The organism is Erythrobacter sp. BLCC-B19 (assembly GCF_028621955.1).
Lineage (GTDB): Bacteria > Pseudomonadota > Alphaproteobacteria > Sphingomonadales > Sphingomonadaceae > Erythrobacter.
On sequence record NZ_CP117516.1, the window covers coordinates 3369795 to 3394267 of the forward strand.

Annotated in this window: 25 protein-coding genes and 1 tRNA gene; 11 read left to right on the forward strand and 15 right to left on the reverse strand. The window is 64.8% G+C overall.

Features of this window, described 5'->3' with window-relative positions:
• The first annotated feature begins 32 nt into the window (after positions 1–32).
• The 6 genes from PS060_RS15830 (at position 33) to PS060_RS15855 (ending at position 5397) form a co-directional block, all read left to right on the forward strand.
• Entirely contained in the window at positions 33–2090 is a 2058-nt protein-coding gene (locus PS060_RS15830; protein WP_273984473.1) for a pyridoxamine 5'-phosphate oxidase family protein, read from the forward strand.
• 26 nt (positions 2091–2116) lie between these two features.
• A complete protein-coding gene (locus PS060_RS15835; protein WP_273984474.1) occupies positions 2117–3136 on the forward strand; it encodes a zinc-dependent alcohol dehydrogenase family protein in 1020 nt (339 codons plus the stop codon).
• A gap of 40 nt (positions 3137–3176) precedes the next feature.
• The gene (locus PS060_RS15840) at positions 3177–3809 is read left to right on the forward strand and encodes a DJ-1/PfpI family protein (protein WP_273984475.1); all 633 of its coding nucleotides are present in this window, start codon (positions 3177–3179) and stop codon (positions 3807–3809) included.
• Complete coding sequence (locus PS060_RS15845) at positions 3806–4399, forward strand: pyridoxamine 5'-phosphate oxidase family protein (protein WP_273984476.1); 594 nt, start codon at positions 3806–3808, stop codon at positions 4397–4399. Before PS060_RS15840 ends, PS060_RS15845 begins: the two co-directional genes overlap by 4 nt.
• Positions 4400–4597: 198 nt before the next feature.
• On the forward strand, positions 4598–5062 hold the full coding sequence (locus PS060_RS15850; RefSeq protein ID WP_273984477.1) for a nuclear transport factor 2 family protein: 465 nt from the start codon (positions 4598–4600) through the stop codon (positions 5060–5062).
• Positions 5063–5070: 8 nt separating this feature from the next.
• Positions 5071–5397 (forward strand): thioredoxin family protein, encoded by a 327-nt coding sequence (locus PS060_RS15855; protein ID WP_273984478.1) that lies wholly within the window; start codon positions 5071–5073, stop codon positions 5395–5397.
• A gap of 9 nt (positions 5398–5406) precedes the next feature.
• On the opposite strand, the gene PS060_RS15860 is transcribed toward PS060_RS15855, so the two are convergent.
• The 9 genes from PS060_RS15860 to PS060_RS15900 all read right to left on the reverse strand — a co-directional run bounded on the left by PS060_RS15860 (position 5407) and on the right by PS060_RS15900 (position 13882).
• The gene (locus tag PS060_RS15860) at positions 5407–5673 is read right to left on the reverse strand and encodes a hypothetical protein (RefSeq protein ID WP_273984479.1); all 267 of its coding nucleotides are present in this window, start codon (positions 5671–5673) and stop codon (positions 5407–5409) included.
• Between the two features lie 629 nt (positions 5674–6302).
• Positions 6303–7310: a type I glyceraldehyde-3-phosphate dehydrogenase gene (gene gap, locus PS060_RS15865; RefSeq protein ID WP_273984480.1), complete on the reverse strand. Its 1008-nt coding sequence runs from the start codon at positions 7308–7310 to the stop codon at positions 6303–6305.
• 28 nt (positions 7311–7338) lie between these two features.
• A complete protein-coding gene (locus PS060_RS15870) occupies positions 7339–8787 on the reverse strand; it encodes a dihydrolipoyl dehydrogenase (protein ID WP_273984481.1) in 1449 nt (482 codons plus the stop codon).
• Positions 8788–9402: 615 nt separating this feature from the next.
• Positions 9403–9479: transfer RNA gene (locus PS060_RS15875), tRNA-Met, on the reverse strand.
• 112 nt (positions 9480–9591) lie between these two features.
• Positions 9592–10122 (reverse strand): 2'-5' RNA ligase family protein, encoded by a 531-nt coding sequence (locus tag PS060_RS15880; RefSeq protein ID WP_273984482.1) that lies wholly within the window; start codon positions 10120–10122, stop codon positions 9592–9594.
• Positions 10123–10181: 59 nt separating this feature from the next.
• Positions 10182–11147, reverse strand: a complete 966-nt coding sequence (gene mltG, locus PS060_RS15885; RefSeq protein ID WP_443112388.1) for an endolytic transglycosylase MltG — start codon at positions 11145–11147, stop codon at positions 10182–10184.
• A 4-nt stretch (positions 11148–11151) separates the two neighbouring features.
• Positions 11152–12411: a beta-ketoacyl-ACP synthase II gene (gene fabF, locus PS060_RS15890; protein ID WP_273984484.1), complete on the reverse strand. Its 1260-nt coding sequence runs from the start codon at positions 12409–12411 to the stop codon at positions 11152–11154.
• Positions 12412–12581: 170 nt separating this feature from the next.
• On the reverse strand, positions 12582–12818 hold the full coding sequence (locus tag PS060_RS15895; protein WP_273984485.1) for an acyl carrier protein: 237 nt from the start codon (positions 12816–12818) through the stop codon (positions 12582–12584).
• Between the two features lie 80 nt (positions 12819–12898).
• Entirely contained in the window at positions 12899–13882 is a 984-nt protein-coding gene (locus PS060_RS15900) for a tetratricopeptide repeat protein (RefSeq protein ID WP_273984486.1), read from the reverse strand.
• Positions 13883–14000: 118 nt separating this feature from the next.
• On the opposite strand from PS060_RS15900, the gene PS060_RS15905 reads away from it, so the two are divergent.
• A complete protein-coding gene (locus PS060_RS15905; protein ID WP_273984487.1) occupies positions 14001–15017 on the forward strand; it encodes a histone deacetylase family protein in 1017 nt (338 codons plus the stop codon).
• Between the two features lie 11 nt (positions 15018–15028).
• On the opposite strand, the gene aspS is transcribed toward PS060_RS15905, so the two are convergent.
• Positions 15029–16822: an aspartate--tRNA ligase gene (gene aspS, locus PS060_RS15910; RefSeq protein WP_273984488.1), complete on the reverse strand. Its 1794-nt coding sequence runs from the start codon at positions 16820–16822 to the stop codon at positions 15029–15031.
• A gap of 173 nt (positions 16823–16995) precedes the next feature.
• Here aspS and rnd point away from each other — a divergent pair, with 173 nt between their 5' ends.
• Both rnd and PS060_RS15920 read left to right on the forward strand, forming a co-directional pair.
• Positions 16996–18216 (forward strand): ribonuclease D, encoded by a 1221-nt coding sequence (gene rnd, locus PS060_RS15915; RefSeq protein WP_273984489.1) that lies wholly within the window; start codon positions 16996–16998, stop codon positions 18214–18216.
• 11 nt (positions 18217–18227) lie between these two features.
• A complete protein-coding gene (locus tag PS060_RS15920) occupies positions 18228–19124 on the forward strand; it encodes a LysR substrate-binding domain-containing protein (RefSeq protein ID WP_273984490.1) in 897 nt (298 codons plus the stop codon).
• Between the two features lie 9 nt (positions 19125–19133).
• Here PS060_RS15920 and PS060_RS15925 read toward each other — a convergent pair whose 3' ends face one another.
• The gene (locus PS060_RS15925; protein WP_273984491.1) at positions 19134–19457 is read right to left on the reverse strand and encodes a hypothetical protein; all 324 of its coding nucleotides are present in this window, start codon (positions 19455–19457) and stop codon (positions 19134–19136) included.
• A gap of 32 nt (positions 19458–19489) precedes the next feature.
• A complete protein-coding gene (pgsA, locus tag PS060_RS15930; protein ID WP_273984492.1) occupies positions 19490–20098 on the reverse strand; it encodes a CDP-diacylglycerol--glycerol-3-phosphate 3-phosphatidyltransferase in 609 nt (202 codons plus the stop codon).
• 178 nt (positions 20099–20276) lie between these two features.
• Between pgsA and PS060_RS15935 the strand changes: the two genes are divergently transcribed.
• Positions 20277–21605: an MFS transporter gene (locus PS060_RS15935; protein WP_273984493.1), complete on the forward strand. Its 1329-nt coding sequence runs from the start codon at positions 20277–20279 to the stop codon at positions 21603–21605.
• Here the strand turns inward: PS060_RS15935 and PS060_RS15940 are convergent.
• Positions 21595–21786 (reverse strand): hypothetical protein, encoded by a 192-nt coding sequence (locus PS060_RS15940; protein ID WP_273984494.1) that lies wholly within the window; start codon positions 21784–21786, stop codon positions 21595–21597. The two genes, PS060_RS15935 and PS060_RS15940, sit on opposite strands and share 11 nt — an antisense overlap.
• A gap of 157 nt (positions 21787–21943) precedes the next feature.
• On the opposite strand from PS060_RS15940, the gene PS060_RS15945 reads away from it, so the two are divergent.
• The gene (locus tag PS060_RS15945; protein ID WP_273984495.1) at positions 21944–23617 is read left to right on the forward strand and encodes a thiamine pyrophosphate-binding protein; all 1674 of its coding nucleotides are present in this window, start codon (positions 21944–21946) and stop codon (positions 23615–23617) included.
• Between the two features lie 58 nt (positions 23618–23675).
• Here PS060_RS15945 and PS060_RS15950 read toward each other — a convergent pair whose 3' ends face one another.
• Together PS060_RS15950 and PS060_RS15955 are read right to left on the reverse strand one after the other, a co-directional pair.
• Positions 23676–23846, reverse strand: coding sequence for a CsbD family protein (locus PS060_RS15950; RefSeq protein ID WP_273984496.1), 171 nt, complete (start codon positions 23844–23846; stop codon positions 23676–23678).
• Between the two features lie 180 nt (positions 23847–24026).
• Positions 24027–24434 (reverse strand): EVE domain-containing protein, encoded by a 408-nt coding sequence (locus PS060_RS15955; RefSeq protein ID WP_273984497.1) that lies wholly within the window; start codon positions 24432–24434, stop codon positions 24027–24029.
• Positions 24435–24473 lie beyond the last annotated feature (39 nt).

Here is a 24473-nt window from a genome sequence, read left to right on the forward strand (position 1 = left end):
CCCGCAGCATCGCATTTCGGGGGAGATCAACCATGACCCAGCCGCCATCGCCATTCCATGATGGTGAAGTCGCCTTGCAGAAAGCGGTCGGTGTGGCCGATCGGATGGAGGCCTTCGGTCGCCGCGTGATCCGCGACCATATGCCGGACCAGCACCGCGACTTCTATCGCCAGCTCCCCTTCATCGTGCTCGGCGCAGTCGATGGGGAGGGTGATGCATGGATCACGCTGCTGAGCGGCAGGCCCGGCTTCATGGCGAGCCCCGATCCGAAGCGGCTCGCCTTTGCCGCGTACCCTGACCCGCAGGATCCGGCCACGGCGTCACTGCGCGATGGTGCGGCTATCGGCCTGCTCGGCATCGAGCTGCACACCCGGCGGCGCAACCGGATGAACGGTACGCTACGCGCGCTGACCGCAGAAGGCTTCGAGGTCGCGGTCGAACACGCTTTTGGCAATTGCCCGCAATATATCCAGCTGCGCGATTTCGCCTTCGTGCGCGAGCCCGGAGACTTTGCCGAGGTGCCCGCTGCGCAGACGCTCGGCATGGACAGCCCGCGGGTGCGGGCGATGATCGCCGTGGCCGATACATTCTTCGTCTCGTCCTATGTCGATGACGCGAATGGCCGTCATGTCGATGCCTCGCACCGCGGCGGCAAATCCGGGTTTGTGCGCATCAACCAGGATGGCTCGTTGACCATTCCCGACTTTGCCGGAAACCTCCATTTCAACACGCTCGGCAATATTCTGCTGAACCCCAAGGTGGGCCTCGTTTTCCCCGACTTCGCCACCGGCGACATGCTGCACCTGACCGGCGATGCCGAGGTGGTGCTCGATTCCGACGAGATCGCCGCGTTTCAGGGTGCCGAGCGGCTGTGGGTGTTCCGCCCGCGCAAGATCTTCCTGCGCCCCGCCGCCCTTCCGCTGCGCTTCGCCATGCGCGCCAAGGGGTGGTCGCCCAACAGCCTGATGACCGGCGACTGGGAGCAGGCCGCCGACCGGATCGCAGCCGAAGAGTCCCGCAATTCCTGGCGCCCCTTCCGGATCGCCCGGATCGTCGATGAAAGCAGCGTCATCCGCTCGTTTCATCTCGAGCCTGCCGACGGCAAAGGCATCGTTGTGCACGAAGCAGGCCAGCATCTGCCGATCCGTGTGCAGCCCTCTTCCGCTAGCGCCCCGGTGCTGCGGACGTATACGCTCTCCACTGCGCCCTCTGACGGATTCTATCGCATCAGCGTCAAGCGACAGGGCCTCGTATCGAACCACCTGCACGACGATCTCATGGTCGGCGATGTGATCGAGGCGCGCGCGCCTGCGGGCGGGTTCACGATCGATCCACTGGAAGCGCGACCGGCCGTGCTGCTCGCCGCCGGGGTCGGGATCACGCCGATGCTGGCGATGCTGCGCAGCATTGTCTTCGAGGGGCTGCGCAAGCGCCGGGTGCGGCCGACCTATATGTTCATCGCCGCGCCGACGCTGGCCGAACGGGCTTTCGATGCAGAGATTGCCGAATTGTTGGCACAGGCTGGGGGCGCGGTGCGGGTCGTCCGCCTGCTCGAGATCACGCAAGATGCCGTGGCCGGCACCGACTTCGATGCCGAGGGCCGGATCAGCACCGATCTGTTCCGCCAGACCCTGCCCTTCGATGCCTACGACTTCTACATGTGCGGACCGCCACCCTTCATGCAGGGGCTTTATGACCAGCTGAGTGACGTCGGTGTTCCCGACGCGCGGATCCATGCCGAAGCCTTCGGCCCCGCCTCGCTCAAGCGGCGCAAGCCAGCCAGCGTGGAGACCTTGCCACCTGCGGCGGGCAAGCCGGTGCCGGTGGCCTTCGCCAAATCCGGCAAGGAAGCACGCTGGGATCCGTCCGCGGGCAGCCTCCTCGATCTCGCGGAAGCACGCGGCCTGACCCCGGAATACAGCTGCCGCGGTGGCTCGTGCGGCACCTGCGCGGTCAAGGTTCTGGCCGGCAAGGTCACCTACGAAACCCGCCCCTCCGCCAAGGTAGGCGCCGACGAGGCGCTGATCTGCTGCGCCGTGCCTGCCGCCCCCGAAGCCGGCGGCAACGACCGGCTGATCCTCGATCTGTAAACCCTTCAACTTACTAGGAAAACACCATGATATCCCGCCACTATGCCCTCACCCGCGAGGGTTCTTCGCTTACGCTCAGGCAGACGACAAAGCCGGTTCCGGAACTTTCGCCCAACCAGATTCTCATCAAGGTGCGCGCGGCCAGCCTCAACTACCGCGATCTGCTGACCATGGGCGATGCCGATGCGACGCGCGATGGCCTCACGCCCTTATCGGACGCATCGGGCGTTGTCGTACAGATCGGATCGGCGGTCACAACGTGGACAATAGGCGACCGCGTCAGCCCCAATTTCTTCCCGGCATGGCTTGGCGGCGCATTTTCGCCGGTGAACCTGTCGAACGCGCTCGGCGGCGGGCAGACCGATGGCGTGCTGAGCGAATACCTGGTGATCGATGAGACCGCTGCGGTCGCCATTCCCGACCATCTGAGCTTCGTAGAGGCCGCCACCTTGCCCTACGCGGGCGTCACCGCATGGCATGCGCTCTTCGAACGCGGCAAATTGCAACCCGGTGAAACCGTGCTGGTGCAGGGTACGGGCGGTGTCGCGCTGTTCGGCTTGCAACTAGCCGCTGCGCAAGGGGCGCGGGTGATTGTCACCTCGTCGTCCGATGCCAAGCTCGCACGCGCTGCGGCGCTCGGTGCGTGGCAGGTCATCAACTACAAGACCCAGCCCGATTGGGATCAGGCGGTGATGACGCTCACTGATGGACATGGCGCCGATCACATCCTGGAACTTGGCGGACCGGACACCTATGATCGTTCGATTGCGGCCATCGCCCCGGGCGGGCGGATCGCCCAGATCGGCGTGTTGTCAGGCTTTGGCGCGCAGCCCAATCTCACCCCGCTGCAATTCAAGAACGCCAGCATCAATGGCATCTGCGTCGGCTCCGTAGAGCACTACGAACGCTTGAACGCTTTCGTAGCCGAACATGCGATCCATCCGATCGTCAATGAAGTCTTCGCATTCGACGACGCGCCGCTCGCCTACGAGCGGCTCCGCGCGGCCGGACACTTCGGCAAGATCGCGATCTCCTTCGACCGCTGAGCTCCGCCTGACGAACCGATGTTCTGCAAAGGAATTTTTCATGTCCAAACGTGTCTTGTTGCTGCTTGCCGATGGCTTTGAACCGCTCGAAGCGGCAGGCTTCACCGATGTTCTGGGTTGGGCGAATATCGACGGCGACGAGCCGATCGAACTGGTCTCGGCAGGCTTGCGCCCGCGCTTGCGCGCCACCTTCGGCTTTTCGGTTGTGCCCGATGCGCTCGTCAGCGCGCTCGATCTCGACAGCTTCGATGCCCTCGCCGTGCCTGGCGGCTTTGAGGGAGCCGGCTTCTATCAGGATGCCCTGTCGGACGAGTTCCTTGCGGTAATCCGCCACTTTGAATCACGCGGAAAGATCGTCGCGTCGGTCTGCGTGGCGTCGCTCGCCCTCGGTGCAGCGGGGATCCTGCACGGGAGGCGGGCGACCACCTATCATCAGGTAGGAGGCAAGCGGAAAGCCCAGCTGGAGGGCTACGGCGCGCAGTTTGTCGACGAGGCGATCGTCATCGACGGAAAGCTCGTGACCTCGACCGGCCCGGGCACTGCCATCGAAGTGGCCTTTGCCTTGCTGCGCGACCTGACCTCGAAAACGGTCGCCGACCGGATTCGCGCGCTGATGCGCGTGCCGCGTCCTGATGCGACCTGGCAGATTGCGCCGCAGGTGCCGACAGCATGACCCGCCGGCCCGTCGATGTCGCCTTCACGCCCGCAGTCAGAGCTGCGCAGGCGCGCAAGGGGTCGCGCGTGATCTACGAAGGGATGGAGATGGGCCGGTCACTGGAGGATCTGACCCCCTTCATTGCCGGTGTCCGCAGCCTTTATCTCGCCACCGCGAGCGCCGAAGGCCAGCCCTACATCCAGCACCGCGGCGGACCGCCGGGGTTCCTGCACATCATCGGCGACCACACCCTCGCCTTTGCCGATTTCAAAGGCAACCGGCAGTTCATCACCACCGGCAACCTCGCCGAGAACCCGCGCGCCTACATCTTCCTGATGGATTACGCGCGGCGCCAGCGGATCAAGATATGGGGCACCGCGCGGGTGATCGAGGGCGACTCGGCACTCGAACAGCGCCTGATGCCCGAAGGCTACCGCGCCCGGCCCGAGCAGGTGATCGTGTTCGAGGTCGAGGCATGGGATTCCAATTGCCCGCAGCACATCCCGCAGATGTTCCACGCAGACGACGTGCGGGCCGCGCTGGCGGAGCGCGACGAGAAGATAGCAATGCTCGAAGCCGAGCTCGCAGCATTTCGCGCAGCGCAATGATCCCTTTCGCCCTTCCGTGGTTCTGCGACGCACAAGTCAGGCCTAGCTTGCAAGCGTTATCGGACACCTCCCCCCAATCTCCCCGATGACATCATGCGGATCACGCTCCCTCCGGGCCGATCCGTATGTAGACCGGGCGGGGCTCCCCCAACCTCGCCCCGTCCGGTCTTTCTTGTGTGCCAGCCATAGGAGCCTGCCATGACCCGTCCCCCGCTTCCCCCCTTCACCGATGAAACCGCCCGCGAGAAGGTCCGTCTGGCGGAGGATGGCTGGAACAGCCGCGATGCCGCCAGGGTGGCGCTCGCCTACACCGAGGATACCCAATGGCGGAACCGCGCCGAGTTCCCGCGCGGGCGCGCCGAGGCGCAGGCGTTTCTGGAGCGCAAATGGGCCAAGGAGCTCGACTACCGGCTGATCAAGGAGCTGTGGGCGCACGCCGGCAACCGGATCGCGGTGCGCTATGCCTATGAATACCACGATGACAGCGGCAACTGGTTCCGCGCCTATGGCAACGAGAACTGGGAGTTTGCCCCTGACGGCCTGATGCAGCGGCGATTTGCGAGCATCAACGAACATCCCATTCGCGAGGAAGAGCGCCTGTTCCGCTGGCCCCTCGGACGCCGTCCCGACGACCATCCCGGCCTGTCGGACCTCGGGCTCTAGGCGCCGCAATGCCGCGGGAGCTGAGCACCGCGACCTTCAAGGCTGCGGTGATCGATGCAGGCCACCCCGTACTCGTCAGCTTCTACGCGGACGGGTGCGGCCCGTGTCAGATGCAAGCCCCCATGCTCGAGGCGCTCGAAGCCCGCTTTCGCGGCACAGCCGCCATCGTCAAGGTCAACGCCGAACATAACCCCGAACTGGTCAACCTGTTCGGGGTGCGCTCGCTGCCGACCATGATCTTGTTCGCCGGCGGCAGGATCGCCCGCCGCTTTGCTGGACTGACGAACGGCCACGATCTCATCATGGCCATGCTAACCAGCCTCGACGATTGCTAGCCTGCCGCCCTACCGGGTTCTGCGAGCCGGAAGGGAGCCAGCGGCGACTATCTGCGTGCGCACATCCTCGCGGTCATCAATCTCGCGAAGCGCGCCGGCGAGGCGGCCGGCGCGCTCGCTGCCGAAACGCGTGGCATCCGGCCCCAGCGCCTTGTCGTAAGCGGCAATCCGCGCCGCCTTCTCGGCGTGAGCCGTCAAGGCCGGCGGTGCCAGGACAACTCCGGTGAGCACAAAACCGGCAAGCGCCGCCAGAACCGCGTCAGTGTGTTTGTGCATGACCAGACTCCCGTCTCGATTGCCCGCGCCATGCGGGATTGCAGGTAGCGTAGCTGCGGCAACATTTCGCCAGAACGGCGAAACTGTGCAGCAGTTCATTCCGGAGAACGGAACGACCGGTCATGCTCGCGTCTGACCAGCATCATTGCCGCAGACGCAATGGATCATTGCCATTTGTCCGCGTTCTCATCGCGCCGCCGACGGATAGATTGAACAGATCACGGGCTGCACCATTCACGCTTCCGGTCCTCGAAAACGACAAGGCGCGGCGACCGCAGGAGAACTGCCATGAACGACACCACGCCAGAATGCGGCCAGCCCGCGATGATCCATCGGGAGGCGGAATGATGGAGCTGTGCGTCGATTGCCTCAAGCGCGAGAACCCGAGCTGGACCGCGCGCTATCGCAAATGTTCCCTCGCGCTCCTCGCCTATGGTGCAGGGGTATTCCTGCTCCCGGACAGCCCGGTCGCTCATGTGCTCCAAGGCCTCTTCTTCCTCTTCGCTTTCCCTTGGATCGTGTGGCCGCTCGTTGCAGCTTCACGACGGCGCAAAACGTAGTGGCAAGGAACGCCCTCGCCACCGGGTGACTCCGGAGGGGGCGGTCTCCAAGGTGGAGCCGGCGCTTGTCTAGAGCTGCGCTGCCATCTGGAGCGCAGTTTCAAGCAGGCGGTTGGCGAAACCCCACTCATTGTCATACCAGCCAAGGCTGCGGACCAGGTGCTGATCCGTGACCTTGGTTTCGGCCAGATCGACGGTGACACTTGCCGGATTGTGATTGAAATCGACCGAGACCAGCGGCTCGCGAGTGGTCGCGATTATGCCGGCAAACGGACCGGCCGCAGCCTCTTCCAGAAGCGCGTTGATCTCGTTCTCATCCGTCGCTCGCGCGGCATGGAACACGAAATCGATCAGCGAGACGTTGGGTGTCGGAACCCTGATCGAGGCACCGGACAGCTTGCCCTTGAGTTGCGGCAGCACTTCGGCGACGGCCTTGGTCGCGCCGGTCGAGGTGGGGATCATCGACATCGCTCCGCCGCGCGCACGCCTGAGGTCGGGGTGGTACTGGTCGTGAAGCCGCTGATCGTTGGTATAGGAATGGACGGTGGTCATGTGACCGCGCTCGATGCCGATGGCGCGGTCGAGCACAGCGGCAACCGGAGCGAGTGCATTGGTCGTGCAGCTGGCATTGGACACGATGCCGTGTTCGGGACGCAACAGGGCGTGATTGACGCCCTGAACCACGGTGAGATCCGCATCCTTCGCGGGCGCTGAAATCAGCACGCGCCGGGCACCGCGCGCGATGTGTGCCGCAGCTTTCTTGCGATCGGTGAACAGTCCGCTGGCCTCGATCACCAGATCGACACCTGAAGCCTGATGATCCATTGTCGACGGATCAGGGATGCGGGTCACAACAATGCGTTGCCCGCCGACCATGATCCAGCCGTCGCCGAATTCCACATCGCCGGCTGCCGGCCCATGCACGCTGTCGTGCTTGTAAAGGGCTGCGCAGCTGCGCGCGTCCATCATGTCGTTGATGGCGACCAGCGCGATGCCTTCGGGGCGCTGCTCCAGAATGAGGCGAGCGAGCAGGCGTCCGATGCGGCCGAAGCCGTTGATAGCGATATGCGTGGTCATGGTGTTCGTCCTTGTGCGGGGTGGCCGGTCAGGCGGCGGGTCGGCAGTCGAGGCAGGGCCGGTGCGCGGGGGACGTTGCATCCATCGCATCGCGCGCAGCCCGGAGCGCTGTGCGAACCCCTTCTTCGATCACTGGATGATAGAACGGACTGTCGAGCATCTGCTGGACGGACCGATCCGCCTCCAGCGCCCAGGCGAGCAGATGGGCGATGTGCTCGGCCGCAGGGCCCACCATCTCGGCCCCGAGGAACTTGCCGGTCACACGATGGGCATAGATGTTGAGCCTGCCGACATTGCGTCCCGCCACCCGGGACCGTCCTTGCCCCGTGAAATCGACAGTGCCGGTGACAAAGCTTGTCTTGGCCTGTTCCAGTTGTGCGTGGCTTTGACCGATCATGGCGATCTGCGGGTCGGAAAAGACAACGCCGATCGCCGTGCGGCGATGGCGCGGTGCCACGAAGGGAAAGCGTGCGGCATTCTCCCCGGCGATCCGTCCGGCATCCGATGCTTCATGCAGCAGCGGTGCATCAGGTGCGGCATCGCCAGCGAGGAAAATCACACTGTCCCCGATCCGGGTCGTGTGGCGATCCCAGCCGATCGGGGTGCCGCGTTCATCGAGCGCAATACCGGCGTGCTCCAGACCCAGGCGATCAAGATTAGGGCGGCGGCCGGTGGCGGCGATCAGGTAGTCGAAGCGCTCCTCGATCTCGTGCCCATCGACCTGCTCGGTCACCACGACGGCGTCGCCCTGCCGTTCTACAGCGACAACCTGCGCGTTCGGGGTGAAGCGATACTCGGCGGCAAATGCAGCGTGGGCGGCGTCGGTGACCGCAGGGTCGGTCAACGGGCCGACCCGCCCGCTGCGTCCGAACAGCTTCACCCTCACGCCGAGGCGAGCGAGCGCCTGGGCAAGCTCCAGACCGATCACCCCGTTGCCGAAAACCGCGACGGACCCTGGCAGATCATCCCAGTCGAACACATCGTCGTTGATGATGAGCCTGTCTCCCAGCGCATCCCAGGCCGAGGGCCACACGGCGCGCGAGCCGGTGGCGATCACCACCCGACCGGCTTCGATAGCGGTGCCATCGTCCAGCAGCAGTCGCCCGGGAGCCGTAAAGCGGGCCGATCCCTTGATCTTGTGCGCCTCGGGCCAGCCTTCGACATCTTCGAGAACGAAGCCAACAAAGCGGTCGCGCTCGGCACGGACTCTGGTCATCACGGCCCGACCGTCGACGCCGACCTGCGAGACCCGGATGCCGAAGCGACCCGCGTGATGGGCGTGATGCGCGGCTTCGGCTGCGGCGATCAGGAGCTTGGAGGGCATACAGCCAACCCGTGCGCAGGTCGTCCCGTAGTGCGCTTCCTCGATGACGAGGATCGAATCCGTGAAATTGCGCGCCGATTTGTAGGCGGACATTCCGGCGCTGCCTGCACCGATAATCACGACATCGGCTTTGAGGGGTCCGGTCTGTGGCATGGCAATCTCGCTCGCTCAGTTGATGAGCGAGAATTAGGCCTGCAAGGTTAGTGCAACAATCGCACCACGGGGAAACACTCCGTGCCGCGCGGCGGAACAATCATGGCTACAAGATTCCCTTATCTGCGATCATTCGGAATGCGCGGACGGTTGGATCAACGCTGCATTTCGACCCCCGACAATAATCGCTGTCCGGCAGGTCGCCGGCAAACGGCAGAAACGTCCCGGGTCCAGTCTTTGCGACCGATAGCGCTCAGTCGGCTTCAGGATCATCGCCAGACGAGCCCCACTGACCGGCGTAGTCGCGCCAAACAACGCCCACTCCAGACGTGCAATGCATGCCCGAACCGAGCCCGCGGCAACATGGCCCGCAATAATGCAACTCCCCTGCGGCTTTTGGGAGGGATCGCGAGCGAGTTAAGCCCCTCAGCAATTCCCCCAAAATACCCCCACATGGCCGAGCAAGGGACAACGTCCGGATTGGGGACCGTTAACTCAACCACTTCAAAATTTCGTAATTTCAGTGACTAAGCGCCGATACCTGAAGGGAAACTCGGCACCATTCGAGTCCCACTTTTTGAACTTTTATCGTAAATTTTCAGGCGGTTGTTTTTATGGTAGCGGAGGAGGGACTCGAACCCCCGACACGCGGATTATGATTCCGCTGCTCTAACCGGCTGAGCTACTCCGCCCCATGGGCATCCGGCGGGTGGTCCGGCCGGATTCGGCTCCGGGTGTCGGCCCGGGCGAGGCGCGCACTTAGGGCGCTGGCCGCGCGGGGTCAAGCCCTGTTCGCTGCGCCCCTCACAGCCGTTCGCGGCCCCGGAAAGCGCAGGTCTTGACCCGCTCCCACGGGCCGCCGCGATAGTGCCACAATTCCAGCGCGGGGAAGATGAAGCGCCCCTTGGCCGCCCAGCCTGCCAGCACCGGTGCAAGGCTCGCCTGAAGCGCGCTCGCCTCGTCCTTGGTCACCTTGTTCTGGATGGTGATGTGCGGGCGCGGCTCGTAGAGATCCTGCGCGGTCAGGCTGCCGTGGAAATGTTCGGCGATCCCTTCGCGCAAGGTGAGCAGCTGCGGCGCCTCCAGCGCGATCGCGGTGCCCTTGCCCAGATCCAGCACCCCCTTCACTGCCCCCTCGGGCGCGGCGAATTCGGCGGCGACCTTCGGAAGATAGTCGGCCAGCTCCTCCCGCAGCGAGGGCGCGAAGGCGTGGAACAGCGTGACGTGGGCGTGGAGATGGTTGCGCTCGGGCGGATAATGCGCGCGGCGCAGCCCCTCGGCAAAGCCCGCGAGGTCGGGCGGCAGCGCGGCGGTGACGATGAAAGGTTGGGGCATCAAACGCTGGTCTGGGCCGCAAGCGATCCCGGATCAAGTCCGGGACCACAGGCAGAAGCTTACATTTCGCCCCGATCTCTGCGGATGGCATACCACTTGGCGACGTTGGCATTGTGCTCTTCGAGCGTGTCGGCGAACGCATGCCCGCCCGTCCCGTCCGCGACCATGAACAGCGCGGCGGTCTTTTCGGGATTAAGCACTGCGGCAATGCTGGCGCGGCCCGGATTGGTGATCGGCCCCTCGGGCAGCCCGGTGCGGGTATAGGTGTTGTAACCGTTGACCGCAGTGATCTCCGACTGGTTGATGCGCCGACCCAAGGGTTTGCCCTTGGTGATCGGGTAGATGATCGTCGGGTCCGCCTGCAGCTTCATGCCGGTGCGCACGCGGTTGGAATAGAGCCCGGCGACCATGCGGCGTTCTTCGGGCTTGCCGGTTTCCTTCTCGACGATCGAGGCGAGGATCAGCGCGTCACGCATCGTATCGACCGCGATGCCGGGCGCGCGCTTGGCCCATTCCTCGGCCAGCGCCTTGTCCATCGCCGCCTGCATCTGTTCGACGAGGCTGGCGCGCGACTGTCCGCGTTCGAAGGAATAGGTGTCCGGCAGGATCGAGCCTTCGGGCGGCACGGGCACGTCGCCGGTCAGCAGGGGTTCCGCCATCAGGCGTTCCCACACGAGGATCGAGGGCATCCCTTCGGGGATGGTGACGAAGCGGCGGATCACGTCGCCCGACTGGAACGCATCGAGAATGTCGCCCTGGCTCATGCCGGGCTTCAGCAGGAACTCGCCCGCCTGGATCGGCGCGTCGGAGCCGAAGATCCGCGCCTGAAGCGTGAAGCCGGAGGCCGAGGAGATCAGCCCCTCGGCCTCAAGCTTGGCGGCAACCGTGCCGACCGAGGCGCCTGCGGGGATCGTGAAAGGCGTATCCTTCGCGACCGTAGCCGATCCGAGGAACGTCCACGCCAGCACCAGCCCGGCCACTGCAAGGCCGAGCACAACCAGAACCAGATTGCGCACGGCCTTCACGGTGTCAGTCGACCTTCTGCATGATGATCGAAGCGTTTGTGCCGCCAAAGCCGAAGGAATTGTTGAGAACCGCACGTACTTCGCGCTTGCGAGCGACCAGCGGGACGAGATCAATGCCTTCTGTGCCATCATCGGGATCATGCAGGTTCAAGGTCGGCGGCACAATCCCGTCGCGCATCGCGAGAATGCAGAAGATCGCCTCCACCGCGCCAGCGCCGCCCAGAAGGTGGCCGATCGCGGACTTGGTCGAGGACATCGACGCACCGCCGAGGTCATCGCCCAGCACGCGCTTGATCGCGGCGAGTTCGATGGTGTCGGCCATGGTCGAGGTGCCGTGGGCGTTGATGTAGTCGATGTCGCCCGGCCCGAGCCCTGCCTTCTTCAAGGCCATGCGCATGGCGAGTTCCGCGCCGCGGCCTTCGGGGTGCGGGGCGGTGACGTGGTAGGCATCGCCCGAGAGGCCATAACCGGTCACTTCGGCATAGATCTTCGCGCCGCGCGCCTTGGCGCGTTCGTATTCCTCGAGCACGACCACGCCCGCGCCCTCGCCCATGACGAAACCGTCGCGGTTCCGGTCATAGGGACGGCTCGCTTCGGTCGGGCGGTCGTTCATGCTCATGTTGAGCGCGCGCGCCTGCGCGAAACCGGCGATCCCGAGCGGGTTGATGGTGCTTTCCGCCCCGCCCGCCAGCATGATGTCGGCATCGTCCATCATGATCATCCGCGCGGCATCGCCGATCGAATGCGCGCCGGTGGAGCAGGCGGTGACGACCGCGTGGTTCGGCCCCATGAAACCGTATTTGATCTGCACCTGACCGGTGATGAGATTGATCAGCCGCCCGTGGACAAAGTGCGGGCTGACCCGGCCGGGGCCGCGTTCGTGGAGGTTGACGCTCTCAATCTCGATCCCCGGAAGGCCGCCGATGCCGGAGCCGATCGAGCAGCCGGTGCGCTCCTTCTCGGCCTCGGTCATGTCGGTGAGGCCGGCATCTTCCAGCGCCTGGCCTGCGGCATCAATGCCATAGACGATGAACGGATCGACCTGGCGCTGCACCTTGAAATCGACCCGCTTTTCCGGATCGAATCCCCAGGGGTGATCCTTGGGCTTCACTTCGCAAGCGATGGTGCACTTCTGGTTCGAGGCATCGAAACGGGTGATCTGCCCCGCCCCGCTCTTGCCAGCGATGAGGTTTGCCCATGTCGTTTCGACATCGGCTCCCAGCGGAGTGACCAGACCCAACCCGGTTACAACCACACGGCGCATTCGTATTCTCCGAAAAAGCAACAGGCCCAACCCGCCTAGGGCTGAGCCTGTCTAGGCCCACATCCGCCGTCCGGCAAATTTCGGGCCGGATCGATCCCCCACCGTGTTGCAGGCCGGGGCATGGCGCGGACGCAAGGGGCTTGGGGCCGGGCCGAAGCCCAGCCGCCCGATCAGCCCTTGTGTTCCTCGATGTACTTGGTCGCATCGCCGACGGTGGCGATCTTTTCGGCTGCATCGTCAGGGATTTCGACGCCGAATTCCTCTTCGAAGGCCATCACCAGCTCGACGATGTCGAGGCTGTCCGCACCGAGATCGTCGATGAAGCTGGCCTCCTGCGTGACCTTGTCGGCCTCAACACCGAGATTCTCGACGACAATCTTCGCCACCCGGTCGGCAATATCGCTCATGTCATTCCCTCTTGAACTGGGGTTAAATATGCCGCCCCGCCCTAATCAAGCCGTTGCCCAAGCGCAAGTGGGCATGACGATCAGCGCGCTTGCTCGGGATAATGGAGGTCGATTTGCAGCTCGGCCCGCCGCCGCGAAGCGATGCGGGCGAGGGCTTCCTGCGGCTCAAGCTTGCCGGGTTTGATCGCCAATACATCGACATAGCGCGCCTCGGCGGCTGCCAGATCGCCGGCGCTCTCATGGCACAACCCGATGTTGAACAGGATCGTGATGTTCTGCGGATTGCTGGCCTCCAGCGCGTCGAAAGCGCGACAAGCGGCGACAATATCGGTCTTGGTGAGGCGAAGCGCGGTCTTGAACGCGGCTTGATCGGCCTTGGCCATGCCCTGGCGGCTTTCCAGCACGCGGATGTCCTGCAACAGCTGCACCGGCGCCAGATCGCTGCGAACGGCGCCGGCAAAGCGTGCCGCCAGTTCCTCGGTCATGGCCGAGACCTGCGGCTTGCGCTCCTCGTCATGGCAGAAGCGCTGACTGGTGGTGAGCGTGTCGCCTTTGGCATAAAGCAGCGTGCCATCGCGCGCGACCAACCGCACCTCGGGGCGCAGGGTCACATGGCGGGCACGGCAGGGGACGTTGACCTTCTTCTTCTCGATGCACTTGTCATTGTCATCGCGCGCGACACATTCCTCGACCTGCTTGGTGCCGGAATCGGCATCGTGCCATTCGACCTCGCCAATCCCGCGCAGCACCGCATCGGGGCCGCCATCGGCCGCGCCGCCATCAAGCCCGCCGTCATAGGTATAGCTTTCGCCAAAGGCAGGCGCGGTGAAGGTGAGGTCGAACCACGGCTGCCCTTCGATCACTGCGCCGCGCAGGGCGGAATCGATCGCAAAGGCCAACCGCTCGCCCCCGCGCCCGGAGAAGTCGGCAATCGCGATGGAACGTACCCGCGAAGGCGCATCGGCTCCGGCCGCATAGATCCCGGAGACGGGCAGCGTCTCTGCCTGCACGCCGGCTGCTGTGCACAGCGCAAGGCCCGCGCCGATCATCCATCCCAGCCGCATTGTCCGAACCCCCTTCCGTCTCGCCGCGAATTTCGCAGCCTTTGCCGTGGCGAACAACCGGCAATTGCACGGAACCGATCCTTGCCACCGCGCCGATGACCGTGTCATGAATCGGGCCATGCTGACCTTCTGCTCCCGCGCCCAGAGCGCCCACGCCCCCTCCTTCGAGCTGGTCAATGGTGCAGCAGAGGCGCACGCCGAAACCCCGGCGCGGCTTGCCAATATGCTGGCTGAGATGGGCGAAGTGCGCGAACCTGCCGATCACGGGCTTGCACCGATCGTGGCGGTGCATGATCCCGATTACCTCGCCTTCCTGCAATCGGCGCATGAGGCCTGGCTGGGTGCCGGGCGCGAAGGCGATGCCATCGGCTATGCCTTTCCCGTCCGCGGGCGGAGGCCGCTCGATCTCGAGCGGATCGACGGGAGGCTCGGGCAATATGGCTTCGACACCGTCACTCCGATTGCGGCGGGCACGTGGGAGGCCGCCTACGGCGCGGCGCAAGCGGCACTGAGCGCACTCGATGCCGTCGCGAGCGGCGCGCTGCGACAGGCCTTTGCGCTGTGCCGCCCGCCCGGGCACCATGCGGGGGCGGACTACTTCGGCGGCTATTGCTACCTCAACAACGCCGCCATCGCCGCGCGCGCAGCGGCGGCGCGGGGGATGGGGCCGGTCGCGGTGCTCGATGTCGACTATCACCACGGCAACGGCACGCAGGACATCTTCTGGGAGGACGGCAGCGTCTTCTTCGCCTCGATCCACGCCGACCCGCGCACCGATTTCCCCTATTTCTGGGGCCATGCCGACGAGCGCGGCGCGGGCGACGGCGAAGGCACGACCTTCAACCAGCCGCTGCCGCGCGGCACGGGATGGGCGGAATATGAACCCGCGCTGGGCAAGGCGCTCGAAGCGATCAGCCGCTTCGGCGCAAAGACGCTGATCGTCAGCTACGGCGCCGATACCTTTGCCGATGACCCGATCACGCAATTCGCGCTGACGACCGACGACATGGAGCGCGTTGGCGCGATGATCGGCGCGGCGGGCCTGCCGACGGTGGCCGTGATGGAAGGCGGCTACAACGTCACGGCGCTGGGCCGCAACGTCGCTGCCTTCATTGCCGGGCTGGAGGGCGGTTAGCCCCCCTCCCCTTAACCGGCGCTCGGCTTGGCCTGCGGCTCGACCACGCGCAGGTGCAGTTCACGCAAGCTGCGCGGCTCGGCCGGTGACGGCGCACCCATCAGCAGGTCTTCGGCGCGCTGGTTCATCGGGAAGAGCGAGATTTCGCGCAGGTTCTTCGCGCCGCACAGCAGCATGATGATCCGGTCGACGCCCGCGGCCATCCCCCCGTGCGGCGGCGCGCCGTACTGGAAGGCGCGGTACATCCCGCCGAAGCGTTCCTCGACATCCGTCTGGGTCAGGCCGGTGATCTCGAAGGCCTTCACCATCGTCTCGGGCTTGTGGTTGCGGATCGAGCCTGAGGCGATTTCATAGCCGTTGCAGACCAGATCGTATTGGAACGCCTTGATGGTGAGAGGGTCCTGCCCCTCCAGCGCCTCGATCCCGCCCTGCGGCATCGAGAAGGGGTTGTGGCTGAAGTCGACCTTCTTCTCGTCCTCGTTCCATTCGTAGAACGGGAAATCGACGATCCAGCACAGCTCGAAGCGGCTCTCGTCGATGAGGCCCAATTCCTCGCCCACGCGAATGCGCGCGGCGCCCGCCAGCTTGGCAGCGTCGGCTTCCTTGCCCGCGGCGAAGAACAACCCGTCATTCTCGCCAAGGCCCAGCTCGGCATAGAGTTCGGCCATCCGGTCAGCGCCGTGGTTCTTGGCGATCGGCCCGCCGAACTCCCCGCCCTTGCGGGTGACATAGCCGAGGCCCGCATAGCCTTCCTTGCGCGCCCAGTCGTTCATGTCGTCGAAGAACTTGCGGCTCTTTTCGTGGGTCGCGGGCGCGGGGATGACGCGCACCACGCCGCCGCCGCCGACTATCTTCTCGAACAGGCCAAAGCCGCTCTGCGTGAAGTGCGACGACACGTCCGAAATGATCAGCGGGTTGCGAAGGTCGGGCTTGTCGCTGCCATACTTCAGCATCGCTTCGTCATAGGGGATGCGCGGGAACTGGCCCGCCGGGGTCACGTGCTTGTCGCCCGCAAAGGCCGCGAAGGTGCCCTGAATCACGGGCTCCATCGTCTCCCACACCTCTTCCTGAGTCACAAAACTCATTTCGAGGTCGAGCTGGTAGAACTCGCCCGGCAGACGGTCGGCGCGCGGGTCCTCGTCGCGGAAGCAGGGGGCGATCTGGAAATAGCGGTCGAAGCCCGCGACCATCAGCAGCTGCTTGTACTGCTGCGGCGCCTGCGGGAGCGCGTAGAACTTGCCCGCATGGATGCGGCTCGGCACGAGGAAGTCGCGCGCGCCCTCCGGCGAAGAAGCCGTGAGGATCGGAGTCGAGAACTCGTTGAACCCGGCCGCGTTCATCCGCTGGCGCATATCGGCGATCACCGCCACGCGGGTCATGATGTTCTTGTGCAGCGTCTCGCGCCGCAGATCGAGGAAGCGGTACTTGAGGCGGATGTCCTCGGGGTAAGGCTGCTCGTCGGCGACCGGCATCGGCAGTTCTTCGGCCGCGCTCTGCACCGTCACGCCGCGCGCGAAGACTTCGATCTCGCCCGTCGCAAGGTTCGCATTGACCGTCCCGGCGGTGCGCGCCTTGACCGTGCCTTCGATGGTGACGACGCTTTCAACCCGCAGCCCTTCGAGCACGGGAAGCGCCGGGCTGTCGGTGTCGGCGACGATCTGGGTGATCCCGTAATGATCGCGCAGATCGATGAACAGCACGCCGCCATGGTCGCGCTTGCGATGGATCCATCCCGACAGGCGGACGGTCTCGCCCACGTTGGCGGAAGAAAGCTGTGCGCAAGTATGCGTGCGGTAGGGGTGCATCTAAACTCTTGTCCTGTTCGCGGCTATGACGCTAGGGCGCGCGGGCGCGTCTGGAGCCTTGCTCCATCGTCGGCGCGCTAACAGGGCAAGCCTTGCACTTTGTCAAGCGGTGTGGGGCAAACTGGGATCCATCCCGAGGGCGGCACTCCGCCCGCGAATTGCGAAAAGACAACATGAAAATCCATCCGCTGATTACCACCACCGAGGCTCTCTCCGACCTCTGCGACCGTCTTGCGAAGTCCGATTTCGTCACGGTCGATACCGAATTCATGCGCGAGAACACCTACTGGCCCGAACTCTGCCTGGTGCAAATCGCCAATACGGAAGAGGCGGCCGCGATCGACCCGATGGCGCCGGGGATCGACCTCACCCCGCTGCTCAATCTGATGTGCGAGAACGAGGATGTGCTGAAGGTCTTCCATGCCGGCGGGCAGGATGTCGAGATCATCGTCAACCTCACCGGCAAGACCCCGCACCCCATCTTCGACACCCAGATCGCGATGATGGCGATCAGCCAGTCCGAACAGATCGGCTATGCCAATCTCGTGGAAACCTGGGTCGGCGTCACCATCGACAAGGGCGCGCGCTTCACCGACTGGAGCCGCCGCCCGCTGACCGACCGCCAGATCGAATATGCCATCGGCGATGTCACCTATCTCGCAGGGATCTTCCCCAAGATCCTGAAAAAGCTGATCAAGACGGGCAGAGGCCTGTGGCTCGATGCCGAGATGGAGAAGCTCGCCGATCCGTCGAACTACCTCACCGATCCGGGTCTCGCATGGAAGCGTATCCGCCAGCCGGGGCGCAATCCGCAGGTGCTCGGGCGGATGAAGGCGCTCGCCGCCTGGCGCGAGAGCGAGGCGCAGCACAAGAACATCCCGCGCGGGCGGATCATGCGGGACGAGACGCTGGCCGACATCGCCAGCCACCCGCCCAAGGTGCAGGGCGATCTGGCCAAGGTGCGCGGCCTCAGCCCCGCATGGAAGGACAACGACATCGGCAAGCGCCTGATGAAGGTGCTGGCCGAGGCCGAGCCGCTGCCCAAGTCGGAAATGCCCGAGAAGATCAAGCAGGGCGCGCCATTGGGCAAGGAAGGCGCGCTGGTGGCCGACCTCCTCAAGCTGCTGCTGAAAATCCGCGCCCGCGAGATCGACGTCGCCCCGCGCCTCCTCACCCGCGCCGACGAGATGGAAGCGCTCGCTGCGGGCGTGCGCAAGCTGCCGGTGCTGGAAGGCTGGCGCTACGAGGTCTTCGGCAAGGACGCGCTCGATCTGGTCGAAGGCAAGCTCGCCTTCGCTGTCGAGAAGGGACGGCTGAAGATGACCCATATCGACGATGTGGTTGCGCCCGAAGCCCCCGCGCCTGAAGCCCCGGACGCGCTGGCAGCGGAATAGCGCGCGCCGCCATGTCCACCTACCTGCCCACCATCAAGCAGCTGCAATATCTCGTGGCGCTCCACGAGCATGGGCATTTCGGCAAGGCGGCCGATGCCAGCTTCGTGTCGCAATCGACGCTGTCGGCGGGGATCAGGGAGCTCGAATCGTTGCTCGGCGTGACGCTGGTCGAACGCTCGCGCCGGGTGGTGCGGTTCACCGCGCTGGGCGAGCAGGTGGTGGCCAAGGCCAACCGGCTGCTGCGCGAGGCAGAAGAGCTTGCCGATCTGGTGCAGGCCTCGGGCAAGCCGCTCTCGGGCGAATTGCGCATGAGCGTGATCCCCACCATCGCCCCCTTCCTGCTGCCGCGCATCCTGCCCCGCCTCAAGGCCGAGCGCCCCGACCTCAAGCTGATGCTGCGCGAGGAGACGAGCCATGACGCGCTCGAATCACTCTCTCACGGGCGGGTCGATTGCGTGCTGCTGGCCCTGCCCTTCGACACCGGCGATGCCGCGATCGCGCATATCGCCGACGACCGGCTGTTCATTGCCTTCCCCAAGGATGACCCGCGCGATCCCCCGCCATCGATCAAGCCCGAGATGATCGATCAGGGCCGCCTGCTGCTGCTCGAGGACGGCCACTGCCTGCGCGATCATGCGCTGGCCGCCTGCAACCGCGCCGAACTGCGGGCGAGCGCGGCGATGATCGGGACGAGCCTCCACACGCTGGTGCAGCTGGTCGACAACGACCTTGGCCTTACCATGCTCCCTGAAATGGCATTGAAGGCGGGGATTCTTGCCGGCACCGATGTGGTCGCGCGCCCGGTCGACAGCCCGACGGCCAAGCGCGAGATCGTGCTGGCGTGGCGCAAAAACTCGCCGAGAGAGGCCGATTTCCTGCTGCTGGCCGAGGAACTGCGCGCAGGCTAGGCGCCCCCCTCAGCACTCCACCAGCGCAAGGCTGATTGCCAGACTTGCCCCGATCGCAAAACGCAGCCGATTGGGGCGCAGCCTGAGTCGCGGGCGCTGGGCCTCGGCCTCGGCGGCGGCGTGGCCCACCATGCGGTCGGCCTCGCGGTGTTCGAAATCGTCGACGAGCCCGTGGACATCGCCCGCCAGCAGTTCCGCATCGCCGATCAGCGCCGAGGCACGCGCATAATCGCCGCGCGCAATCGCCTCGCGCGCCTCGCGTTGCAGCTGGCGGGCGTGGTCTGCCAATTGTCCGACGAATGCGCCTTCGCTGCGCGTCGAATCCGATCCCATGGGTGACACAGTAACCCGAACCCCGGGCCGCCTCAATCCATGTGCTTGAGACCCACGCGCAGGTAATCCCAGCCGGTGATCAAGGTCAGCACGGCCGCCGTCCACAAGCTCACCAGCCCGACCAGATGCACCCAGCTTTGCGCAATCGAGCCGCAGCCTTCGAACACCGACTGGCACGGCTGCCCGTGCACCGCGCCGCCAAGGATCAGCGCGCCCAATGCCACCAGCTGAAAGGTCGTCTTCCACTTGGCCAGCGCCGAGACCGGCACCGAGACCTGAATCCCCCCCAGAAATTCGCGCAGGCCTGACACCGCAATCTCGCGCACAAGAATGATCAGCCCGGCGATCACGTGGACATCGCCGGCGTAAGGCCCGCGCAGATAGCCTTGCGCGGTCAGCACGAGAATAACCGCCGCCACCATGATCTTGTCGGCAATCGGATCGAGGAAGATGCCGAGCTTCGACACCGTCCCCTGCGCACGCGCGAGATAGCCGTCGAAGAAATCAGTTATGGCGATGATGCAGTAGAGCACGAAGCCGATCAGGTATCCTGCGCGCCATTCCGGCCACCACAGGAAAAAGGCCAGTAGCGGCACCGCGAAGATGCGCGAGGCAGTGAGGATATTGGGTAGGCTCTGCATGATCGCGCAACGCTCTAGCGCAAGGGTAGCAGGTGCAAAAGAGCCCAGCGCCCTGATCCCCGGCTTTGACGCTGCGGCACGGCCCGGCAGCAGGGCGTCACCTTTGTGCTCTTGTGAAAGCGACCATCCCCGCTATGTCCCGATAACCCACTTCCGGAAGCCCCCGCGACACATCTGCATGACAACATCGACCCACCTGATGCGCCAGCGGCGATTTCTGCCGCTGTTCCTGACGCAGCTGCTGAACGCGCTCAACGACAATCTCTACAAGAACGCGATGGTGCTGTTCGTGGTCTATTCGGTCTACGATTCGCCCGAGATGGAGACGCTGATCAGCGGCGTCGCCACCGCGCTGTTCGTGCTGCCCTTCGTGCTGTTTTCCGCCACCGCGGGCCAACTCGCCGACATGCGCAACAAGACCACGATCATCCGCTGGATCAAGTTTGCCGAGATCATCATCATGTCGGTCGGCGCGACCGGCCTGCTGCTCGCCTCGCAAGGCGCGCAGATCGAAACTCTCGCCCTGCCGCTGATGTTCACCGCGCTGTTCGCGATGGGGGTGCATTCGACCTTCTTCGGCCCGATCAAATACGCGATCCTGCCGCAGCATTTGCACAAGGATGAAGTGCTGGCAGGCACGGGGTTGGTCGAGGCGGGCACCTATGTCGCGATTCTTGTCGGCATGATGCTGGGCGGGGCGATGCATATCACCACCAGCATCATTGCCGTCGTGGGGATCGCGGTGGTGGGTTACATCGTGTGCCGCTGGGTGCCGCCCGCGCCTGCCCAGACCGAAGAAACCAAGGTCGACTGGAACCCGATCCGCGCGTCGAAAGACCTGATCGCCTTCTCGATGGGCAATCTTGAACTGCGCTATTCGGTGCTGGCGATCAGCTATTTCTGGGCGATTGCGGCGATCCTTTCGGTGCAGTTCATCCCGCTCGCCAAGAATGTGCTGCTGGCCGACAAGCAGGTCGCCGCGGTCTTGCTGGTCGCGTTCTCGGCGGGAATCGCGATCGGATCGGTCTCGATCAACGCGCTGCTGAAAGGCGATATTTCGGCGCGCTATTCGGCGCCTTCGGTGCTGGTGCTGGCGGTGCTGCTGGTGGGCTTTTACGCGCTGTGCCGGATGTGGAATCTCGAGCCTTCGGGCGAGCTGTTCACGGTGTGGGAATTCCTCGCCCAGCCGCTCGCGCTGGCGCTGACGGCAAACCTGCTGTTCATCGCGATTGCAGGCGGGATGTTCGTGGTGCCGCTCTACGCCTTCCTGACGACGCGGGTCGACAAGTCCGAAGCCTCGCGCTCGGTCGCGGCCAACAATTTCATCTCGTCGGTGTTCATGGTGATCGGCGCAGGGATTGCCGGGGCGCTCGGCCCGCTCGGCATTCCGTTGCAGGAGCAATTGCTGCTGAGTCTGGTGCTGTGCTTCTTCTCGGCCAGCCTCGCGCGCAAGCTTCACCAGGTGGAACAGACGCGCCCGGCGGAAGCCGAAACCCTCAGACAATAAAGGCGAACACTGCCAGCGTCACAGCGACATAGGTGCTGGCGACCCCGCGCACATCTTCCAGTGTCAGCCGCCACAAGGCCTCGGCCGGAATCGGGATCAGGTCGCGCTTCACGTGCGGCGGCAGGCTCGCGCGGAACCAGTGGCGGGCGGTCTCATCGGTGAGAACCAGGCTGCGACGCATTGACGACTCTCCCTTGGCAGGAAGGCCAGCTTTAAGACTTTCTTAACCATTGGAAACGGTTTGCGGTGAAGCTGTCGCAAGCTGGGACAAGCTGCGTTTGCGCCCCCGCGCAGGCGGCGGTAGAGGCGTGGGGCAGGACGACGGGAGAGTTTTGAGAATGACCGATTCAACGCGGAGCGCTGCGGCGCTGCTGGTCGATTGTCTGGCCGTGCAGGGGTGCGATCGGATATTCACGGTGCCGGGTGAAAGCTTCCTCGCGGTGCTCGATGCGCTGCCCGATGCAGCCCAGATCGACGTGGTGACCTGCCGTCAGGAAGGGGGCGTGGCCTTCATGGCTTGCGCGGACGGAGCGATGACAGGTCGGCCCGGCGTGGCCTTCGTCACCCGCGGCCCGGGCGCGACCAATGCCTCGATCGGCGTCCATGTCGCGCATCAGGATTCGCAGCCGATGATTCTGTTCGTGGGCGATGTGGCGCGCGGGGCGCAGGGGCGCGAGGGGTTTCAGGAGGTCGACTTCAGCGCCTTCTTCGGCCCCATCTGCAAATGGGCCGCGCGGATCGATGATCCGCTGCGCATCCCCGAATATATCGCCCGCGCCTATGCCGTCGCCATCAATGGGCGGCCCGGCCCGGTGGTGCTCGCCCTGCCCGAAGATATGCTGGTGGAGCAGGTGCCCGCCGCCCTCGCCCCGCGCCCCATGGCGCTGCGCCCGGCGCAGGCGGTGTGCCCGGATGCGATGCGGGCGCTGTTCGATCTGATCGGCGATGCGGCAAGCCCGATCGCGATCATCGGCGGCGCGGGCTGGAACGCCAAGGCGCGCGAGTATTTTCAGCAATTCGCCGAAGGGATCGGCCTGCCCGTGGCGACCGCTTTCCGCCGACAGGATGCGATCGCGCCCGACAGCCCGGTCTATGCCGGGAACCTGGGCTATGGCCCCAATCCGCAGCTGGTCGAGCGGGTCAAGAACGCCGATCTCGTCATCGCTGTCGGCGCACGGCTGGGCGAGGCGACCACGGATGGCTACGAGGTGCCAACCCTCGAACATCCCGGCCAGACCCTCGTCCACATTCACCCCGACCCGGAAGAGCTGGGGCGCGTCTATCGCACCGATCTGGCGCTGTGCTGTTCCATGGACGAATTCGCCGAATGTGCCGCCTTGTGGGATCACAGCGACATCATCCCCTTCGATGCAGGGGCCGAGGCTCACGCCGAATGGCTCGCCTGGTCGACCCCGCAGCCCTCGGGCGCGGCGATGGATCTGGGGATGTGCGTGGGCGCGATGCGGGCGAGCTTTCCCGCCGATACGATCATCTGCAACGGCGCGGGCAATTTTGCCGGGTGGTGGCACCGCTACTGGCGTTACGCCGCCTACCCCGGCCAGCTCGCCCCCACCTGCGGGGCGATGGGCTATGGCGTGCCCGCCGCGGTCGCTGCTGCGCTGCGCTTCCCTGACCGCACCGTGGTTGCGGTGGCGGGGGACGGCGACTTCCTGATGAACGGGCAGGAGCTCGCCACAGCCGCGCAATATGGCGCAAACATGATCGTGATCGTCGTCGACAACGGCGCTTATGGCACCATCCGGATGCATCAGGAGCGCGAATATCCGGGCCGCGTCTCGGCCACCGCGCTCGCCAACCCCGATTTCGCGATGCTGGGCGCGGCCTATGGTGCCTGGAGCACGCGGGCCGAGACCACCGAAGCTCTTATCACAGCGCTCGCTGAAGCCCGCGAGCGCAGCGGTCTGCGGCTGATCCACGCGCTCACCGATCTCGAGCGGATCGCGGCGAGCGGCGCGACCATTTCCGGCCTGCGCGCGAGGGCAAAGGGCTGAATGCAAGAAGGCCGCCCCATCACGGGGCGGCCTTCACAAGTATTCGCCAGGTCAGGCGTTAGATACGGTCGCCAAAAGCGCCCTGCACATCGCCCTTCACCTTCTGCGCCTTGCCCTTCAGCTCCTGCTTCAGACCATCAGCGCGAGTCTCGGGATCGTTGGACTGCTGCTTGGCCTTGCCGATGACTTCATTGGCCGTGCCTTTGATGTTTTCAACAAGCTTACCCATTGCGTCCTCCATTATGACCGCGGCGAGAATGTCGCGGCTTCAAGGAACGAATGATGGGATCGCATCGGCGTTCCACTGCAACCAGTATTATGAGACAGCCTGTGGCGCGGGCACGGCCAGATGCCCCTTTTCAGCCAAGTTGTTGTTTTTGTTCATCTGAGGTTTAGGTAGATCCGGGGCTCAGGCGCCGGCCATCTCCCGGATCACCGCCCATTCTTCAGGGCTGACCGCACACACCGACAGGCGCGACAGGCGGATCAGCTGCATTTCGGCCAGACGCGGCTCGGCCTTGATGGCAGCGAGCGTGACCGGACGGGGGAACTTTTCCTTGGCCTTGAGCTTCACCGCAGCCCATTTGCCGGTTTCATCCGTGGGATCGCCGATCCCCGTGACCGTGATCGTGGCAATCCCGACAATCTCCAGCCCCTCGCGGCTGTGATAGAAGAACGCCTCGTCGCCCACCTGCATCGCCATGAGGTTGTTGCGCGCCAGATAGTTGCGCACCCCATCCCACGTCCCTTCGCCCTCGGCGACAAGGTCATCCCAGCTGTATTTGAAGGGTTCGGATTTCATCAGCCAATAGGCCATGGTGCGCAGCGCTCCCTGAGTGCAGGTCAAAGTGGGAGC

Excerpts from the sequence above, each read along its gene's own strand:
- PS060_RS15940 (WP_273984494.1), bottom strand. The coding sequence starts at position 21,786 with ATGCGTCGCAGCCTGGTTCTCACCGATGAGACCGCCCGCCACTGGTTC.
- PS060_RS15895 (WP_273984485.1), bottom strand. The coding sequence starts at position 12,818 with ATGAGCGATATTGCCGACCGGGTGGCGAAGATTGTCGTCGAGAATCTC.
- PS060_RS15900 (WP_273984486.1), bottom strand. The coding sequence starts at position 13,882 with ATGCGGCTGGGATGGATGATCGGCGCGGGCCTTGCGCTGTGCACAGCA.
- PS060_RS15835 (WP_273984474.1), top strand. The coding sequence starts at position 2,117 with ATGATATCCCGCCACTATGCCCTCACCCGCGAGGGTTCTTCGCTTACG.
- PS060_RS15840 (WP_273984475.1), top strand. The coding sequence starts at position 3,177 with ATGTCCAAACGTGTCTTGTTGCTGCTTGCCGATGGCTTTGAACCGCTC.
- PS060_RS15955 (WP_273984497.1), bottom strand. The coding sequence starts at position 24,434 with ATGGCCTATTGGCTGATGAAATCCGAACCCTTCAAATACAGCTGGGAT.
- fabF (WP_273984484.1), bottom strand. The coding sequence starts at position 12,411 with ATGCGCCGTGTGGTTGTAACCGGGTTGGGTCTGGTCACTCCGCTGGGA.
- PS060_RS15935 (WP_273984493.1), top strand. The coding sequence starts at position 20,277 with ATGACAACATCGACCCACCTGATGCGCCAGCGGCGATTTCTGCCGCTG.
- PS060_RS15860 (WP_273984479.1), bottom strand. The coding sequence starts at position 5,673 with ATGCACAAACACACTGACGCGGTTCTGGCGGCGCTTGCCGGTTTTGTG.
- aspS (WP_273984488.1), bottom strand. The coding sequence starts at position 16,822 with ATGCACCCCTACCGCACGCATACTTGCGCACAGCTTTCTTCCGCCAAC.
- PS060_RS15905 (WP_273984487.1), top strand. The coding sequence starts at position 14,001 with ATGCTGACCTTCTGCTCCCGCGCCCAGAGCGCCCACGCCCCCTCCTTC.
- PS060_RS15880 (WP_273984482.1), bottom strand. The coding sequence starts at position 10,122 with ATGCCCCAACCTTTCATCGTCACCGCCGCGCTGCCGCCCGACCTCGCG.
- gap (WP_273984480.1), bottom strand. The coding sequence starts at position 7,310 with ATGACCACGCATATCGCTATCAACGGCTTCGGCCGCATCGGACGCCTG.
- PS060_RS15950 (WP_273984496.1), bottom strand. The coding sequence starts at position 23,846 with ATGGGTAAGCTTGTTGAAAACATCAAAGGCACGGCCAATGAAGTCATC.
- PS060_RS15855 (WP_273984478.1), top strand. The coding sequence starts at position 5,071 with ATGCCGCGGGAGCTGAGCACCGCGACCTTCAAGGCTGCGGTGATCGAT.
- rnd (WP_273984489.1), top strand. The coding sequence starts at position 16,996 with ATGAAAATCCATCCGCTGATTACCACCACCGAGGCTCTCTCCGACCTC.
- PS060_RS15920 (WP_273984490.1), top strand. The coding sequence starts at position 18,228 with ATGTCCACCTACCTGCCCACCATCAAGCAGCTGCAATATCTCGTGGCG.
- PS060_RS15845 (WP_273984476.1), top strand. The coding sequence starts at position 3,806 with ATGACCCGCCGGCCCGTCGATGTCGCCTTCACGCCCGCAGTCAGAGCT.
- PS060_RS15850 (WP_273984477.1), top strand. The coding sequence starts at position 4,598 with ATGACCCGTCCCCCGCTTCCCCCCTTCACCGATGAAACCGCCCGCGAG.
- PS060_RS15830 (WP_273984473.1), top strand. The coding sequence starts at position 33 with ATGACCCAGCCGCCATCGCCATTCCATGATGGTGAAGTCGCCTTGCAG.
- PS060_RS15945 (WP_273984495.1), top strand. The coding sequence starts at position 21,944 with ATGACCGATTCAACGCGGAGCGCTGCGGCGCTGCTGGTCGATTGTCTG.
- PS060_RS15870 (WP_273984481.1), bottom strand. The coding sequence starts at position 8,787 with ATGCCACAGACCGGACCCCTCAAAGCCGATGTCGTGATTATCGGTGCA.
- pgsA (WP_273984492.1), bottom strand. The coding sequence starts at position 20,098 with ATGCAGAGCCTACCCAATATCCTCACTGCCTCGCGCATCTTCGCGGTG.
- PS060_RS15925 (WP_273984491.1), bottom strand. The coding sequence starts at position 19,457 with ATGGGATCGGATTCGACGCGCAGCGAAGGCGCATTCGTCGGACAATTG.